This window comes from Ruegeria sp. AB7 (genome assembly GCF_056542625.1).
Map to the genome: position 1 here is coordinate 339,323 of NZ_JBQGAC010000001.1, position 15,173 is coordinate 354,495.

Annotated in this window: 17 protein-coding genes; 11 read left to right on the top strand and 6 right to left on the bottom strand. The window is 55.4% G+C overall.

What is annotated here, in order from left to right:
• The first annotated feature begins 24 nt into the window (after positions 1-24).
• The 4 genes from ACR0EN_RS01680 to ACR0EN_RS01695 all read left to right on the top strand — a co-directional run bounded on the left by ACR0EN_RS01680 (position 25) and on the right by ACR0EN_RS01695 (position 3,058).
• The gene (locus ACR0EN_RS01680; protein ID WP_170393219.1) at positions 25-702 is read left to right on the top strand and encodes a TRAP transporter small permease; all 678 of its coding nucleotides are present in this window, start codon (positions 25-27) and stop codon (positions 700-702) included.
• Positions 702-2,078 (top strand): TRAP transporter large permease, encoded by a 1,377-nt coding sequence (locus ACR0EN_RS01685; RefSeq protein ID WP_170393218.1) that lies wholly within the window; start codon positions 702-704, stop codon positions 2,076-2,078. Before ACR0EN_RS01680 ends, ACR0EN_RS01685 begins: the two co-directional genes overlap by 1 nt.
• Positions 2,079-2,234: 156 nt before the next feature.
• On the top strand, positions 2,235-2,546 hold the full coding sequence (locus ACR0EN_RS01690) for a DMT family transporter (RefSeq protein WP_170393217.1): 312 nt from the start codon (positions 2,235-2,237) through the stop codon (positions 2,544-2,546).
• A 65-nt stretch (positions 2,547-2,611) separates the two neighbouring features.
• Positions 2,612-3,058: a nucleoside deaminase gene (locus ACR0EN_RS01695; RefSeq protein WP_170393216.1), complete on the top strand. Its 447-nt coding sequence runs from the start codon at positions 2,612-2,614 to the stop codon at positions 3,056-3,058.
• Between the two features lie 9 nt (positions 3,059-3,067).
• On the opposite strand, the gene tpiA is transcribed toward ACR0EN_RS01695, so the two are convergent.
• The gene (gene tpiA, locus ACR0EN_RS01700; protein ID WP_480584924.1) at positions 3,068-3,817 is read right to left on the bottom strand and encodes a triose-phosphate isomerase; all 750 of its coding nucleotides are present in this window, start codon (positions 3,815-3,817) and stop codon (positions 3,068-3,070) included.
• Between the two features lie 120 nt (positions 3,818-3,937).
• Here tpiA and ACR0EN_RS01705 point away from each other — a divergent pair, with 120 nt between their 5' ends.
• Complete coding sequence (locus tag ACR0EN_RS01705) at positions 3,938-4,852, top strand: isopenicillin N synthase family dioxygenase (protein WP_480584927.1); 915 nt, start codon at positions 3,938-3,940, stop codon at positions 4,850-4,852.
• Here the strand turns inward: ACR0EN_RS01705 and ACR0EN_RS01710 are convergent.
• Complete coding sequence (locus tag ACR0EN_RS01710) at positions 4,849-5,214, bottom strand: HesB/IscA family protein (RefSeq protein ID WP_170465407.1); 366 nt, start codon at positions 5,212-5,214, stop codon at positions 4,849-4,851. The two genes, ACR0EN_RS01705 and ACR0EN_RS01710, sit on opposite strands and share 4 nt — an antisense overlap.
• A 164-nt stretch (positions 5,215-5,378) precedes the next feature.
• On the opposite strand from ACR0EN_RS01710, the gene ACR0EN_RS01715 reads away from it, so the two are divergent.
• On the top strand, positions 5,379-5,702 hold the full coding sequence (locus ACR0EN_RS01715; RefSeq protein WP_170393212.1) for a hypothetical protein: 324 nt from the start codon (positions 5,379-5,381) through the stop codon (positions 5,700-5,702).
• Positions 5,703-6,006: 304 nt separating this feature from the next.
• Here the strand turns inward: ACR0EN_RS01715 and ACR0EN_RS01720 are convergent, their stop codons facing one another.
• From ACR0EN_RS01720 to ACR0EN_RS01730, 3 genes are all read right to left on the bottom strand, one after another.
• Entirely contained in the window at positions 6,007-6,369 is a 363-nt protein-coding gene (locus tag ACR0EN_RS01720; RefSeq protein ID WP_170393211.1) for an SUF system Fe-S cluster assembly protein, read from the bottom strand.
• A 95-nt stretch (positions 6,370-6,464) separates the two neighbouring features.
• Complete coding sequence (locus ACR0EN_RS01725; protein WP_170405488.1) at positions 6,465-6,743, bottom strand: NfeD family protein; 279 nt, start codon at positions 6,741-6,743, stop codon at positions 6,465-6,467.
• Positions 6,743-7,633 carry an SPFH domain-containing protein gene (locus ACR0EN_RS01730; RefSeq protein ID WP_170393209.1) on the bottom strand — a complete coding sequence of 297 codons (891 nt, stop codon included), beginning with the start codon at positions 7,631-7,633 and terminating at the stop codon, positions 6,743-6,745. Before ACR0EN_RS01730 ends, ACR0EN_RS01725 begins: the two co-directional genes overlap by 1 nt.
• Positions 7,634-7,808: 175 nt before the next feature.
• On the opposite strand from ACR0EN_RS01730, the gene ACR0EN_RS01735 reads away from it, so the two are divergent.
• The 4 genes from ACR0EN_RS01735 to lon all read left to right on the top strand — a co-directional run bounded on the left by ACR0EN_RS01735 (position 7,809) and on the right by lon (position 13,059).
• Positions 7,809-8,720, top strand: coding sequence for a nucleoside hydrolase (locus ACR0EN_RS01735; RefSeq protein WP_170817717.1), 912 nt, complete (start codon positions 7,809-7,811; stop codon positions 8,718-8,720).
• A gap of 63 nt (positions 8,721-8,783) precedes the next feature.
• Complete coding sequence (gene tgt / locus ACR0EN_RS01740; protein ID WP_170817880.1) at positions 8,784-9,914, top strand: tRNA guanosine(34) transglycosylase Tgt; 1,131 nt, start codon at positions 8,784-8,786, stop codon at positions 9,912-9,914.
• Positions 9,915-10,006: 92 nt separating this feature from the next.
• Positions 10,007-10,417 (top strand): DUF6636 domain-containing protein, encoded by a 411-nt coding sequence (locus ACR0EN_RS01745; RefSeq protein ID WP_170817718.1) that lies wholly within the window; start codon positions 10,007-10,009, stop codon positions 10,415-10,417.
• 233 nt (positions 10,418-10,650) lie between these two features.
• Positions 10,651-13,059, top strand: coding sequence for an endopeptidase La (gene lon, locus ACR0EN_RS01750; protein ID WP_170393206.1), 2,409 nt, complete (start codon positions 10,651-10,653; stop codon positions 13,057-13,059).
• A 51-nt stretch (positions 13,060-13,110) separates the two neighbouring features.
• On the opposite strand, the gene ACR0EN_RS01755 is transcribed toward lon, so the two are convergent.
• Positions 13,111-14,697 (bottom strand): APC family permease, encoded by a 1,587-nt coding sequence (locus ACR0EN_RS01755; RefSeq protein WP_170635659.1) that lies wholly within the window; start codon positions 14,695-14,697, stop codon positions 13,111-13,113.
• 248 nt (positions 14,698-14,945) lie between these two features.
• Between ACR0EN_RS01755 and ACR0EN_RS01760 the strand changes: the two genes are divergently transcribed.
• Positions 14,946-15,173, top strand: coding sequence for a hypothetical protein (locus ACR0EN_RS01760; protein WP_170405503.1), 228 nt, complete (start codon positions 14,946-14,948; stop codon positions 15,171-15,173).

Below are 15,173 nucleotides of genomic sequence, written 5' to 3' on the forward strand. Positions count from 1 at the left end.
TCAAAAAAATGCGGGGACAGAGAGATGTCTGGTGCGAAACCCGGCCAAGGCGGGCTGGTCGACCATATCGAAGAAACCATGATTGCGTGCCTGTTGGGTCTGATGACAATTGTCACCTTCGCCAATGTGATCGCGCGGTTTGTATTCAATTCTAACATTCTTTGGGCGCTGGAACTGACAGTATTCACCTTCGGTTGGTTGGTGCTGCTGGGTGCGTCTTATGCAGTGAAAAAGCATGCACATCTGGGTGTTGATGCGATCCTGAACATGCTGGCCCCCGCGCCACGCCGGGTTTTAGCGTTGATAGCCGTTGCTTGCTGTCTGGTGTTTTCTCTGCTCCTGCTCAAGGGTTCGTATGACTACTGGGCAGTGTTTGCCGATCTGCCGCCCACCTCGGGTCGCTGGTTTCCGACCGGCTTTGACATGAGTGCGCGCAGCCAGAGCTTCTATGAAGTTGATGATATCCCGATGGTCGCGCCGCTGCGGTTTCTGGAAGATATGATCAACTATGGCGAATATTACGAGAAACTGCCCAAGGTCGTTCCGTATTTCGTTCTGCCTCTTTCGATGTTGCTGCTGGTGATCCGTTTCGCACAGGTCGCAGTACAGATTTGGCGCGGTGAAACTGATCGCCTTGTAGCTAGCCACGAGGTTGAGGACGAGATCGAAGAAGTCCGCGCCCAGCAGGGGGAGCATGACTGATGGACGTCGTACTACTTTTCTCGATGGTCATTGGCCTATTGTTGATCGGCGTTCCGATCGCGGTGGCACTTGGTCTCAGCTCGACCCTCTTCCTGCTGATCTATTCCGACAGCTCATTGGCTTCGGTCGCTGGCACGCTGTTCGAGGCATTTGAGGGGCATTTCACCCTCTTGGCTATCCCGTTTTTCATTCTCGCGTCATCTTTCATGACCACAGGTGGAGTGGCGCGGAGGATCATCCGGTTCTCGATCGCTTGTGTGGGGCACTTGCCCGGAGGTCTGGCAATTGCTGGCGTCTTCGCTTGTATGTTGTTTGCGGCCTTGTCCGGTTCGTCTCCGGCGACAGTTGTGGCCATCGGATCGATCGTCATCGCTGGCATGCGTCAGGTGGGCTATTCCAAGGAATTCGCCGCCGGTGTGATCTGTAACGCAGGGACACTGGGCATTCTGATTCCGCCATCAATCGTGATGGTGGTCTATGCGGCAGCCGTGGAGGTTTCGGTCGGGCGGATGTTCCTTGCGGGCGTTATTCCGGGTTTGATGGCTGGTCTGATGCTGATGATCACCATTTACGTCATGGCCAAGGTCAAGAACCTTCCCAAAGGCGATTGGAAAGGTTGGGGCGAAGTCTTCACGTCAGCACGCGAGGCCGGTTGGGGTCTGTTCCTGATCGTCATCATCCTCGGCGGTATCTACGGCGGTATCTTTACCCCAACCGAGGCCGCGGCTGTTGCTGCCGTCTATGCGTTCCTGATCGCAAGTTTTGTCTACAAGGATATGGGTCCGCTCAGCACCGAAGGGGATGCGCAGAACATCTCGCTGCTCAAGAAACCCTATGCGTTGATCACGGCCTTTGTGCACCCCGACACCAAGCATACACTTTTCGAGGCGGGCAAGCTGACTGTCACGCTGCTGTTCGTGATCGCCAACGCGCTGATCCTGAAACATGTGCTGACGGATGAGCAGGTGCCCCAGCATATCGCAAGCGCCATGCTATCGGCGGGTCTGGGGCCAGTGACTTTCCTGATTGTGGTCAACGTGATCCTGCTGATCGGTGGCCAGTTCATGGAGCCCTCAGGTCTGCTGGTCATTGTGGCCCCGCTGGTCTTCCCGATTGCTATCGAGTTGGGTATCGACCCGATCCATTTGGGCATTATCATGGTGGTCAATATGGAGATCGGGATGATCACGCCTCCGGTCGGGTTGAACCTGTTCGTAACCTCGGGCGTGGCAGGTATGCCGATGATGAGTGTTGTGAAGGCAGCGTTGCCGTTCTTGGCCGTGCTGTTCGTCTTCCTCATCATGGTTACTTACATCCCGTGGATTTCGACATTCCTACCCAACACTTTCATGGGGCCTGAGATCATAACCAACTAGATCGGGTAAACCGAGCATATGAACCGGGCGATGTAATCCGCCCGGTTTTTTTGTCTTGAAACTGATGCCCAAACGCATATCTGAGGGTCGGAGGACGACCTCACCATCATGGACGATTATTCGGGACGACCCGATCTCGGAAAGTGAGGTGTTCTTATGCCCTGGATATTACTGTTGTTTGCTGGCCTGCTCGAAATCGTCTGGGCCGTCGCGATGAAGCAGACCGCTGGTTTCACGCGGCTGTGGCCGACGGCGATCATGGGTGTTGCGATGATCGGGTCATTTGGCCTGCTTGCAATGGCCATGCGGGATCTGCCGCTTGGTACCGCCTATACGATCTGGACCGGGATCGGCGCAGTAGGGGCGTTCACTGTTGGCGTCCTATTTCTGGGCGAAGCGCTGACGCCCATGCGGATCGGCGCTGCGATTCTAATCGTGACGGGTTTGATCATCATGAAACTGGCCTAAGCGTTGACGGCCATAGTGGTGTCGGGCAGCTTTGCGAAACAACTCCGAACAAAGGACACCTGCATATGCTGACCGACACCGATGCACGCTTGCTCCGCGTCGCCTATGATGAGGCGAAAGCTGGATTTGACGAAGGAGGCTGCCCAATCGGTTCAGTGCTTGCGCGGGGTGGTGAGGTCGTTGCGCAAGGGCGTAATCAGCGTGTCCAACTGGGCGACCCGATCGCCCATGGGGAAATGGATGCGCTGCGCAAGGCAGGGCGGCAGAAGACCTATCGCGATACTGTGCTCTATACCTCGCTTTCGCCTTGCATGATGTGTTCTGGCACGATCGTACAGTTCGGTATCCCGCGTGTTGTGATCGGAGACACCGTGAATTTTGGCGGAAATGAGGACTTCCTGCGCGATCGCGGTGTCGAGGTCATCATCGCTGATGACCCGGACTGCATTGCATTGATGAGGCGTTTTATCGAAGAGAAGCCCGCGCTTTGGGCCGAAGATATTGCCGAATGAGGTTGGCGATCAGGCGCTTTCAAGCGCCTGAATGATGCCCGAGAAATCAGTTGCTTTCAGACTGGCGCCACCCACCAACGCTCCGTCAACATTTGAAACGCCAAAAATCTCGGCAGCATTACCGGGTTTGACCGATCCGCCATACAGCAGGCGGACTGACCGGCCGACACCTTCGCCAAATCGGCGTTCCAGACGTGCGCGTATGAAATCGTGCACTTCTCCGATCTCTTCCAAAGTTGGAACCTTACCGGTGCCGATGGCCCAGATCGGCTCATATGCGACAATCAGGTTCTCGCCTGTCGCTTGATCCGGGATCGAACCCGACATCTGTCCACCGATGATATCCAGAGTATTTGCTGCTTCGCGCTGTTCAAGGCTTTCACCAACGCAGATGATCGTCTTCAGGCCTGCATCCATGGCGGTGCGGGCTTTGGCACGGATGTCTTCGTTCTGCTCAGCATGATCTTCACGGCGCTCGGAATGGCCAAGGATCACTGCGCTCGCCCCTGCATCCAACAGCATCTCGGCACTCAGATCCCCGGTATGCGCACCCGAGAGCGCCGCGTGGCAGTCTTGGCCGCCAACGGCAATGCCCGAACCTTCAACCGTATTTGCCGCGCGATGAAGCAAAGTGGCTGGTGGGCATATCAGGATTTCTACCGCAGAAGATGGGTGCGAGGCTTTCAACGCTTCCAACTCGCTCAGCGCAACGCCAGTTCCATTCATTTTCCAGTTGCCTGCCGCCAACTTACGCCGCATCGCGATCCCTCCGGTTTTCTGCTTTAAACCCTCGGATATCACCCGCAGGCGGGGCTGACAATTCCGGTTGCATAGCGCTACTTGTCAGGACACATTGCGCGCGTTGTTGCGGAGGATGGCATGATAGACGATCTCGATCTCGCCAAATTGGATCTGCGTGATCCAGCTGAGATGGAAAAGCTGAGACATGCTGTTCGCCAGATCGGATTTCTAACAATCTCCAATTCCGGCCTCGATGCCGCCCGTGTGCAGCTGGTGATTGACGCGTATCGCGATTTTTTTCGTCAACCCGATGAGATCAAGCAGAGCGTCGATATGGCAGCTACGGGTGCCAACCGCGGTTGGGGTGCGCCGCGTTCCGAACAGGTGGATCTCAGGGCGAACCCGGATTTCAAAGAAGTCTTTGATAGCGGTTTTGAACTGCCAGCCGATGATCCCTATGCGGGGCGGGGATTAAGTGTGTATGCCCCAAATCTCTGGCCAGACGGGGCTGACGCCTTTCGGAGAACGATCCAGAGTTACTATTCAGACGCTTGCTCAGTTGCCATTCGCGTTTTGCGCGCGATTGCGATTGCCATCGGTAGGGATGCAAACAGTTTTGATGCGGCCTTTGATACGCCAATGGCGCTGCTGCGCGGTAACTTCTATCCGCAACGCCCTGATTGGGCAGGGGAAAAGGACTTTGGTATCGGCGCGCATACGGATTATGGCTGCCTGACTTTGCTGGCCACGGACGGCACACCGGGTCTGGAAGTTCGTATGCCTGATGGCGATTGGCAAGCTGCAAACGCCAAGCCGGGACAATTCATCATCAATTTCGGCGAGATGCTGGAGTTTTGGACCGCAGGAGAAGTCAAAGCGACCGAGCATAGGGTCAAAGGCAGCGTGAACGAGAGGATCTCGGTTCCGTTGTTCTTTAATCCTTCTTACGACACAAATGTTGCGCCGCCGGGTTCATACGCCACGATCCGCGCCGGAGAGCACCTGACGCGGCGATTTAATGAGACCTACGTCCACCTAAAAGCTGCGAGTTAGCGTTGTTCAGCCAAGGTTTCGTCGAACTTGATCGATTCTCCGCATCCGCATGCATCGACTACATTCGGGTTTCGGAACTTGAAACCGGCCTCAAGCAGTGAAACCTCGTAGTCGATCTCGGTTCCGAACAGGAACATCTGTGCCATGGGGGCGATCATCACACGCGCGCCATCCTGCTCGACCACTTCGTCATTCGGGTCCGCATCATCGACATAGTCCATGGTGTATTCCATCCCCGCGCAGCCGCCTTTCTTGACGCCGATGCGCAATCCGGTGTGACCGCCGGATTTCATAAGCCGAACAATCTGTTCAGCAGCTTTAGGTGTCATGGTCACGGCTTGTTTGCCGGGAATGCCAAACATGGTGGGCTCCGTTATCGCGCGTTATCTCTAATCTAAGGCCGACACGCGCCGGGCTCAAGAGAGAGCCTGTTCAAATACACACTCCGCGCAGGGTTGTCACGATGGTGCGCGAAGCTTTAGCGTATCTGAAGTAAAGGACAGGCATTCCAGAGAGGTTTGGATCGATGAGAGCGCAGAACTGGGCAGGAGCAGCCATTTTCACATCTATGTTGCTGGCGTCCGCGTCTGCGGCACTTGCGATAGATGACACAAAACGGCACCCGGTCAACTGTGCTACCGCACCCGGTGATCTGCGCGCAATCGCAGCTGAAAAGAAACATGCCGAGGACCAGCAGGCTGAGAGCGTGTTCTCGATCCTCCCTGCCGGTGCCTTGCTGGGTCTCGTCACAGGAACCGAGAGCAAGCACCTGAAGATGCTGTCAGGCGACTATATAAAAGAGCTGGACGCGCGCGCTGCTGAAATCAAGTCGACCTGTAACATCGAATAATCAATCAAAAAGGGCCGCTCTCGGGCAAGAGCGGCCCGGAATGGGCCCATTGAATGGGGGATGGCTATGGTCAGAGGCCCATGCAATTCACGAAGTATGTCAATTTAGCGGGGCAATCGGATAAGACGCCCGCTACTCGACATCCTGCGCCAGCACGTCCAGCAGATCGAAAAACGCATGCTTAATCACTGGGTCAGTACCTGAGGTCCTTGTGACCCAGCATTGTGACAACATGAAAACGGTTAAGTAACACGCAGTACACCGTTTTGTAACATCGCCATGTTTTTTGTGAGTAAGTCGAGAGTTACATGAAACCCAGCTCAAGCCGGGCTTCATCTGACATCATTTCCATGCCCCAAGGTGGCTCCCAAGTCAGTTCGACGTCGACCTCTTTGACGCCAGCAACGGGTTCGATTGCTTCCACGATCCAACCGGGCATTTCGCCTGCGACAGGACAACCTGGCGCAGTGAGGGTCATGATCACCTTGACCGCGTTTTCTCCGGTGATGTCGATCGTATAGATCAGACCGAGATCGTAGATATTGACCGGTATTTCTGGGTCAAACACCGTCCGGCAAGCTTCGACCACGGGTTCGTAGAGCGGGTGATCGATGGTCGAGGGAGCGATTAGGGGGCTGCCTTCGAACTGTTCACTGGGGTGGGTCATTGATGCCTCGGGTCTGTTACCTGAGAAATTATATAGGGAAAGTGCCGGGCAGCGTCCAGAGGTGCCGTGGCGCCTGATTTGGGCGCCACGACAGATCAGTCGTTGATGTCGTGCTTGAAGGTTTTGACCTGACCGTGCGGCAGGGCAAACATACGGCGCAGAACCAGCCATGCGACCAGTGACAGAACAGCAAATATCAACAGCAGAACGGGCAGGGATGGCGTGAGGCCAGGGATCAGCAAAACCACTCCGGTAATGGCTGCACCGATGGCAAAACCCAGGAAAATGAAGCCGGGCAGCGCGACCTCAAGGATGCCCAGAGCAAGCGCTCCGGCCAACCAAATCCACCACGTCAGCCAGAAAGGATCGGCCATCATTTTCCTCCTTTAAGCATGTTAAAGGCATTGCCGAAGGCTTCAAGTGCGTTTGCAGGCACAACGATGGTCTGCGAGCCGGTGCCGTTGCCCAGGGCGTTCAGCGATTCCACCTGTTTCAACGCAACCTGATACTGTGCCGCTTCCAGCCCGTTGTCTTGAATGGCCTTTGCCACGACCTGAGTCGCATAAGCTTCGGCCTCAGCCGAGATTCGGCGGGCCTTGGCGGTCTGCTCTGCCGCATAAAGTTCGGCATCTGCTTGCAGCTCAACGGCACGCTTTTGGCCCTCGGCCTCGGTCACCTGTGCACGGCGGGCACGTTCGGCGTTCAATTGCTGCAACATCGCGTCACGAGTGGCCTGATCAAGATTTACGTCCAGAATCTCGGCGCGGGTTACTTCGATCCCCCAATCGTCAACAGCGGTTTCGACACTTTCCTGAATACGTTCAATCAGTTGCGCCCGGTTCGATTGCACTTCATCCAGGTCCATCTTACCGATCTCGGCGCGGACGATACCGGCTACAGTCGTTGCAATCGCACCGTCGACATCGCGGATGCGATAGACCGTCTTTTCCGGCTCGAGAATGCGGTAGAACACCGAGGTATCGATCTGCACCAGAACATTGTCCTTGGTAATTGCGTCTTGCGTTGCGTTTGGCAACTGACGCTCAAGGATGGATATCTTGTGGCGGGCAACATCTAGAAAAGGAACGATAAAATTGATCCCGGGCCCAAGCACCGAATGCAGGCGGCCAAACCGTTCAACAACGTATTTCTCGGATTGAGGCACGATCTTGATGCCCTTGAAGATGACAATGGCAATAAGCGCCGCTGCCAGCAGGTAGATAATGTTCGAAGTAATCAGTCCGATAATCTGGTCTTCTATCATTCTGTCCTCATTTATTGTGTACTATGGTATACATATTGGGATTGAATCGCTCAATTTCAACTCTGGTATGGATTGTACAGGCTGGAATGCAAATCTGTGAAAGCGTTCATACCGGCCAGAAATTCCCTTTTGTGGCAGCTTTGCATCCCACTGGTGTTTGCGTTATCGGACGAGGATGAAACTGATAATAGATACGGACCCCGGCATCGACGATGCAATGGCCATTGCCTATGCCGCCGCTGCGTCCGAAATTGACCTGATCGGCCTGACCACCGTGTTCGGCAACACCCATGTGCATCAATCCAGCCGCAATGCGCGGTTTCTGGTGGACAAACTAGGGCTGGGCATTCCTGTGGCCCAAGGCGCGCCATTCGCTTTGGGGGAGACCACGCATTCACCTTCGGAACATGTGCACGGCCCCGAAGGCTTTGGTGACCTGACCCAGATTGATGAGATAGGCGAAAACCACGCCCTGTCCGCCTCAGAGTTTCTTGTCGACATGGCGCGCAGCCATCGCGGAGAGCTGGTCGTATGCGCGGTTGGGCCATTGACCAATATCGCTGATGCCATGCGATTGGACCCTGAGTTTGCAGAGAATCTTGGCAAGCTCGTCATCATGGGCGGGGCCGTGTACTGCCCGGGCAACATCACCGAACATGCCGAGGCGAATATCTATCACGATGCCAAAGCTGCAGACGAAGTCTTTGCCGCGCCGCCGCCTACGATTCTGGTGGGATTGGATGTGACTCTGAAAACGCTCTACCAGACCGCTGATTTTGAGGCGCTCGCTGAACGTTCCCCTGACATGGGTGGTTTTCTGCGTGATATCTCGCGCTTCTATTTAAAGTTCTACAAAGAGATCGGTGGGCTTGAAGGGTGCGGACTGCATGACTCGACTGCCGTTATCGCCTGCACCCATGAACCGATGTTCGAAATGGTCGAAACGGGTTTGCAGGTGGCGTTGGACGGGGCTGAGATCGGTGCGACTCGTCCTGACCCTGCACGGCCACCAGTGCGAGTGTGCCGGGATGTCGATGGGGCAGGGGTGGTGCGCCTGTTTACGGACCGTGTAGCCTCGCTGCCCTGACGGGTTGCAATGCCCTTGCAGATCGGGCAAAGCCTGCCCGGTTCAGCGATCCAAGGCGTTACCATGACCCAGCGATTTTCTTTCGACCTGAAATCCACCGATGGCAAGGCCCGCACAGGCGTGATCAACACGCCGCGCGGTGAGGTGCGGACGCCGGCGTTCATGCCTGTGGGAACAGCCGCGACCGTCAAGGCGATGATGCCGGAAAGCGTACGGGCCACAGGTGCCGATATTCTGCTGGGCAACACCTATCATCTGATGCTGCGCCCCACGGCCGAGCGGATTGATCGTTTGGGAGGCCTGCACAAATTCATGAACTGGGACCGCCCCATCCTGACGGATTCGGGCGGGTTTCAAGTGATGTCGCTGGCGGGTTTGCGTAAACTGACTGAGAAGGGCGTGACCTTTAAATCTCACGTCGATGGCTCGAAGCACGAATTGACGCCGGAACGGTCGATGGAAATCCAGCGGCTTTTGGGCTCGGACATCGTCATGTGCTTTGATGAATGCCCTGCGCTGCCCGCCGATCGCGACCGTATCGCCGAGTCCATGCGCCTTTCGATGCGGTGGGCTGCACGGTCACGTGAAGCGTTTGGAGACCGCCCTGGACATGCCCTGTTTGGGATCATGCAGGGCGGGCTGGAACAAGATCTTCGGGAAGAAAGTGCCGAGGCACTTAAGCAGGTCGGTTTTGAAGGCTACGCCGTCGGCGGCCTTGCCGTGGGTGAGGGGCAGGAGGCCATGTTCAGCTGCCTTGACTATGCGCCTGACTTCTTGCCCCAGGATAAACCGCGTTATCTGATGGGCGTAGGCAAGCCTGATGATATCGTAGGTGCCGTTGCACGTGGGATAGATATGATGGATTGCGTTCTACCTTCGCGGTCGGGTCGCACCGGGCAGGTGTTCACGCGTTACGGTGTGGTCAATATCAAGAACGCCCGCCATGCTGACGACCCACGCCCGCTGGATGAGAACTGCACATGCCCCGCGTGTTCAAGTTATTCTCGCGCCTACTTGCATCACGTGTTCCGCTCGAATGAGATGATCTCGGGCATGCTGCTGACTTGGCACAATCTGCATTACTTTCAGGAAATCATGCAGGGAATGCGGGACGCGATTTCACAGGGCACATTCGCAGAGTGGCAATCGCAATTCCACGCGCTTCGGGAGCAAGGCGATATTGAACCGCTGTAGATTGTGGCCATTGCGGTGACAAACGTAGTATTTTTTGCTATACTGTTCGCGCATTATTTACCATTTTCATTTGTTTTGTTCAGGAGGATTCAATGCCTCGCTTTATTGCTTCTGTCGCAATCGTTTTTTGCGCCTCGACATCTCTTGCGGATGTCTGGACCTTCGAAACCCCGTCCGAGAATATTCAGTGTGTCGTCGGGCAGGGGGCGAGTGTTTCGGACCTGTCTTGCACCATAATTGAGCGCAGCGGAGCGCCTGCGTTCCCGCGCCCGGCGGATTGCCAGTCGGACTGGGGACATGATTTTTTCATGACCAATACGGGCGCCGTCCGCATGCTGTGTCAACCAGTCAGCCATAACCGGGACGGATTTGACCGTGCAGACTACGGCGTAACCGGAGAGTTTGGCGGGTTCGTTTGCCATTCCTCGAAAAAGGGCTTGGAATGTAGAAACGAAGTCGGTCATGGCTTCTTTTTGTCCCGAGCTAAGCAGAGGGTGTTCTGATCCACGCTGGATGATTTGTTGCCCGTTTTAATGCTGGGTTCGCTAAAATCGGTGGATATGTCTGTCGGATGCCTTGAAGTCCCCAAATCATCCGGTCATGCTGCATCACGACAAACGACGATGAGGTTGAAATGGGGGAACAGGTGCCCCACCTTTATCGTCCAAGACAGGAGATGGCCAAAGGTTGCCTGAATCAGGGACCAGCGCCGTCTTGCCAATGATAAGGATAGAGCATGCAAGAGCCTCTGAATTCCTCATACCCCGTCCTGCCGCTGCGCGATATCGTGGTCTTCCCACATATGATCGTGCCGCTGTTCGTGGGCCGTGACAAATCGGTCCGCGCCCTGGAAGAGGTGATGCAGGATGACAAGCAAATTCTGTTGTCCAGCCAGATTGATCCTGGTGAGGATGATCCGGAAATCGACGGTATCTACCGCTCAGGCGTTCTGGCCAACGTGCTGCAACTGCTGAAACTGCCCGATGGCACCGTGAAGGTGCTTGTCGAGGGGCAGGCGCGGGTGCAGATCACAGAATTCCTTGAAAACGATCAGTTTTTCGAAGCGCGCGCCGAGTATCTGACCGAGATTCCGGGCGATGTCACCACGACCGAAGCGCTGTTGCGCACCGTCGCGGACGAGTTTGAGCGCTATGCAAAAGTGCGCAAGAATATCCCCGAAGAGGCGCTGGCCGCCGTCGGTGAAACCACCGAGCCTGCAAAGTTGGCCGACCTTGTGTCAGGTCATCTGGGCATCGAGGTTGAACAGAAACAGGAACTGCTTGAGACGCTCTCGGTGAGCGAGCGGCTTGAGAAGGTCTATGGCCTGATGCAGGGCGAAATGTCGGTTCTGCAGGTCGAGAAAAAGATCAAGACCCGCGTCAAATCCCAGATGGAGAAGACGCAGCGCGAATACTATCTGAATGAGCAGATGAAAGCCATTCAGAAGGAGCTTGGCGATGGTGAGGACGGCAGCAACGAAGTTGCCGAACTGGAAGCCAAGATCAACGAGACCAAGCTGTCGAAAGAGGCGCGCGAAAAGGCCGAAGGTGAGCTGAAAAAGCTCAAGAACATGTCGCCCATGTCGGCTGAGGCGACCGTTGTGCGCAATTATCTAGACTGGATCCTGTCACTGCCTTGGGGCACCAAATCCCGCGTCAAAAAGGATCTGGGTCGCGCGCAGGACATTCTGGATGCCGATCACTATGGACTTGAGAAAGTCAAAGAGCGGATCGTCGAATATCTGGCGGTTCAACAGCGCTCGAAAAAGCTGAAAGGCCCGATCCTGTGCCTTGTTGGCCCTCCGGGTGTGGGTAAAACCTCGCTGGGTAAATCGGTCGCAAAAGCCACGGGGCGCGAATTCATTCGCATCTCGCTGGGTGGTGTGCGCGACGAATCTGAGATTCGTGGCCACCGTCGGACTTATATCGGGTCGATGCCCGGCAAGATCATTCAGGCGCTGAAGAAGGCGAAAACCACAAACCCTCTCATCCTGCTCGATGAAATCGACAAGATGGGGCAGGACTTCCGTGGCGATCCAGCCTCGGCGATGCTGGAGGTGTTAGACCCGGAACAGAACAACACGTTCATGGATCATTATCTTGAGGTCGAATATGACCTGTCCAACGTGATGTTCCTGACCACGTCTAACAGCTACAACATGCCTGGGCCTCTGCTAGACCGGATGGAGATCATCCCGCTGGCCGGTTACACCGAAGAGGAAAAGAGCGAGATCGCCAAGCAACACCTGATCGACAAACAGGTCAAAAACCATGGTCTGAAAGCCAAGGAGTTTGAGCTGACCGATGAGGCGCTGCAATCGATCATCCGCACCTATACCCGCGAGGCGGGTGTGCGGAACCTCGAACGCGAAATCGCCAAAGTGGCGCGGAAATCGTTGACCAAGATCATCAAGAAAGAGGCAGAGACCGTAAAGGTGACGCCCGACAATCTGGATGATTTTCTTGGAGTGCCCAAGTTCCGTTATGGCTTGGCTGAACAGGACGATCAGGTTGGTGTAGTCACTGGCTTGGCCTGGACTTCGGTCGGTGGTGATCTGCTGCATATCGAGGCTCTGAAACTGCCCGGCAAAGGGCGGATGAAGACCACTGGTAAGCTGGGCGATGTGATGAAGGAATCGATCGACGCGGCGTCGTCTTACGTCCGATCAATTTCGCCTCAGATCGGGGTTAAACCGCCGCAGTTCGACAAAATCGATATCCACGTGCACGTGCCCGATGGTGCGACGCCAAAGGATGGTCCGTCTGCGGGCTTGGCTATGGTGACCTCGATTGTTTCGGTCCTGACCGGTATTCCTGTGCGCAAGGACATCGCCATGACAGGCGAGGTTTCGCTGCGCGGCAACGCGATGCCGATTGGCGGGCTGAAAGAAAAACTGCTGGCTGCCCTGCGTGGCGGGATCAAGACCGTCCTCATTCCCGAAGAGAATGAAAAGGATCTGGCAGATATTCCCGACAACGTGAAAGAAGGGCTGGAGATCATCGCGGTCAAACACGTCTCGGAAGTACTGGAGCAAGCGTTGATACGTAAGCCCGAGTCAATTGAATGGGATGAGGCCGCTGAAGAGGCCGCTGCCGCTGCCGCCAAGGCGGCCGAAGGGGCAGGACCGTCGGCAACAGCCCACTAAGCCTGAAGCAGATTAATTAGAAAGGCGGGGTCATTCCCCGCCTTTTTTTGTTCAAAGTCCAATGACAGGTTTGGCCGGGTCCAGCACCTCTTCGTTTTCGATGTAAGCCTGGAATTTTTTGTCTGACAGCGCCGAGCGTACGGCGAGCGCAAAAATCACCGCCGAAAATGCCGCACACAGCACAATGTCCCAACCAAACGGGATCTGCTTTTGCGCGCCTTCTCCAAACTGACCCATGTAGGAGATCAGCCCCAAACCACAGAAATAGGGCATCAGCCAAAGCGCCTCGGTTGCGTCCATTTCATCGAGCCGATTGTGAAAGCGGATCAGCAGCAGCGCCATGCCGATGAGTAGTGCAATTCCCAGCCTCCAGACCGTGTCCCATCCGCTCCAGTAGACGATCAGGGTTGAGATCGCGAAGGCCGTGAGCCCGACAAGTTTGACGGCGGGAATACGGATTGAGCGCGGGCGGTCAGGCATCAGATCGCGTAAGCACACCACGGCGATTGGGCCGACCGCGAACGAAAGCACAATGGCGGCCCCGTTCAGGGCGATTACGGTTGCGAACGGGACCGTCAGTAAAAACAGAGTGCCAATCAGAAAGTTGAGAGCCAAGGCCCAAAGCGGTACTCCGAACGATGACAAGATCTGCAAACGTTTCGGCAGGAACCCGTTTTGCGACAGGGCCAGAGCGATACGAGCGTTCGATCCTGTTGCAACCAACCCATTGCCAAACGGGCCGATGACTGACCCGACGTTCAGCAAGCTGAGGAACCACAATATTCCGACAGACATTATGACGCCATCCAAGGGACCTTGTCCGCCAAAGTTGAGGCTTGCCCAACCATTGCGGATCATCGCGGGATCAAGCGCGCCGATAAAGGCCACCTGTAATCCAAGGTAGATCAAGGCACATAATACAATGGATAGAACCAGAGCGGCCGGGATGTCGAATTTTGGGTTTCGAACTTCTCCTGCCATATCAACAACATGTCGGAAACCTATAAAGGAAAAGATCACCCCACCGGTTGATACTGCGGCCATGATGCCTTTCAGGCCGTAGGGGGCGAAACCGTCAGGGGCGGAGAAATTCTGCACGTCAAAGCGGGTCGCGATCAACAACACGGACAAAACTATCGGAATGGCAATCTTGGCCCAGGTCAGCGTTGCATTTACCTGTGCAAAAAATTTCACGCCCAGTGCGTTCACAGCGACGAACAGCAACATGAACAGCAAGGCGACCGAAACACCAGCGCCGGTCAGTTCGCCGGTATCTGCGGCGTGGAGCCATGACGCGTAGGGTGCGAGGTATTTAAGCATGGCTTCAACTTCGATCGGAGCGGTGGTGTTGTAGCCAATCCAGGCCGTCCATCCCATCGCCATCGACACGATGTTGCCGTGTGAGAACTGAGGGACGCGTGCGATTCCGCCTGGGATAGGTAACATCGCTGAAATCTCGGCGAATGTTATTGCCAGTATGAACATCGCAACGGCGCCAATAATCCAAGAAAGAACCGCGGCGGGGCCTGCGTGTTGCACGGCGAGCAGGGGGCCGAAAAGCCAGCCTGACCCAATGATTCCTCCAACCGAAATGAAGGTCAGGCCGACCAGGCCAATTTCCCGCTTCAGTTTCGCCATGTTATTTCTCGCCCAAAGAGGGGTGCCTTATTGGTGGCTATGACATCAGGATAAGCAGGCCACGGGAAACATGGCAAGTGCCACATATCATGCAGAAAATTCGCGAAAACGAGGTCTGCCCGATTCACTTTCTAAATCCTGCTGGGCGTGTTCTTCGAAACGCGATCGCCGGCAATAGGTATTTGAAGTGGAATCGACTCGGAACATGAGGCACGCTGGTCGTCTGTGCCAAGGTAGGAGAACCCAGGATGCCTCTGTACAATGATATGTTCGAGCTTTCGGTCGAAGATATGGATATAATCGAAGAGGCCATGCGTCATGCCATAGCGTCCAGATCGAATGTCCCTGTTGACGAGAGGGTAGAAGAACGGGAAACCCGTGAAGACTTTGTGCGCAAGGCACACGACCTTTTGGGGCGTCTGCATGACCAAAAGGTTTTTTATCGTCCTAAATCCGGCGTGTATGTCGGAGGATGA

Bases quoted from the DNA above. Each gene is read 5' to 3' on its own strand.
- ACR0EN_RS01680 (WP_170393219.1), top strand. From the start codon at position 25: ATGTCTGGTGCGAAACCCGGCCAAGGCGGGCTGGTCGACCATATCGAA.
- ACR0EN_RS01685 (WP_170393218.1), top strand. From the start codon at position 702: ATGGACGTCGTACTACTTTTCTCGATGGTCATTGGCCTATTGTTGATC.
- ACR0EN_RS01690 (WP_170393217.1), top strand. From the start codon at position 2,235: ATGCCCTGGATATTACTGTTGTTTGCTGGCCTGCTCGAAATCGTCTGG.
- ACR0EN_RS01695 (WP_170393216.1), top strand. From the start codon at position 2,612: ATGCTGACCGACACCGATGCACGCTTGCTCCGCGTCGCCTATGATGAG.
- tpiA (WP_480584924.1), bottom strand. From the start codon at position 3,817: ATGCGGCGTAAGTTGGCGGCAGGCAACTGGAAAATGAATGGAACTGGC.
- ACR0EN_RS01705 (WP_480584927.1), top strand. From the start codon at position 3,938: ATGATAGACGATCTCGATCTCGCCAAATTGGATCTGCGTGATCCAGCT.
- ACR0EN_RS01710 (WP_170465407.1), bottom strand. From the start codon at position 5,214: ATGTTTGGCATTCCCGGCAAACAAGCCGTGACCATGACACCTAAAGCT.
- ACR0EN_RS01715 (WP_170393212.1), top strand. From the start codon at position 5,379: ATGAGAGCGCAGAACTGGGCAGGAGCAGCCATTTTCACATCTATGTTG.
- ACR0EN_RS01720 (WP_170393211.1), bottom strand. From the start codon at position 6,369: ATGACCCACCCCAGTGAACAGTTCGAAGGCAGCCCCCTAATCGCTCCC.
- ACR0EN_RS01725 (WP_170405488.1), bottom strand. From the start codon at position 6,743: ATGGCCGATCCTTTCTGGCTGACGTGGTGGATTTGGTTGGCCGGAGCG.
- ACR0EN_RS01730 (WP_170393209.1), bottom strand. From the start codon at position 7,633: ATGATAGAAGACCAGATTATCGGACTGATTACTTCGAACATTATCTAC.
- ACR0EN_RS01735 (WP_170817717.1), top strand. From the start codon at position 7,809: ATGAAACTGATAATAGATACGGACCCCGGCATCGACGATGCAATGGCC.
- tgt (WP_170817880.1), top strand. From the start codon at position 8,784: ATGACCCAGCGATTTTCTTTCGACCTGAAATCCACCGATGGCAAGGCC.
- ACR0EN_RS01745 (WP_170817718.1), top strand. From the start codon at position 10,007: ATGCCTCGCTTTATTGCTTCTGTCGCAATCGTTTTTTGCGCCTCGACA.
- lon (WP_170393206.1), top strand. From the start codon at position 10,651: ATGCAAGAGCCTCTGAATTCCTCATACCCCGTCCTGCCGCTGCGCGAT.
- ACR0EN_RS01755 (WP_170635659.1), bottom strand. From the start codon at position 14,697: ATGGCGAAACTGAAGCGGGAAATTGGCCTGGTCGGCCTGACCTTCATT.
- ACR0EN_RS01760 (WP_170405503.1), top strand. From the start codon at position 14,946: ATGCCTCTGTACAATGATATGTTCGAGCTTTCGGTCGAAGATATGGAT.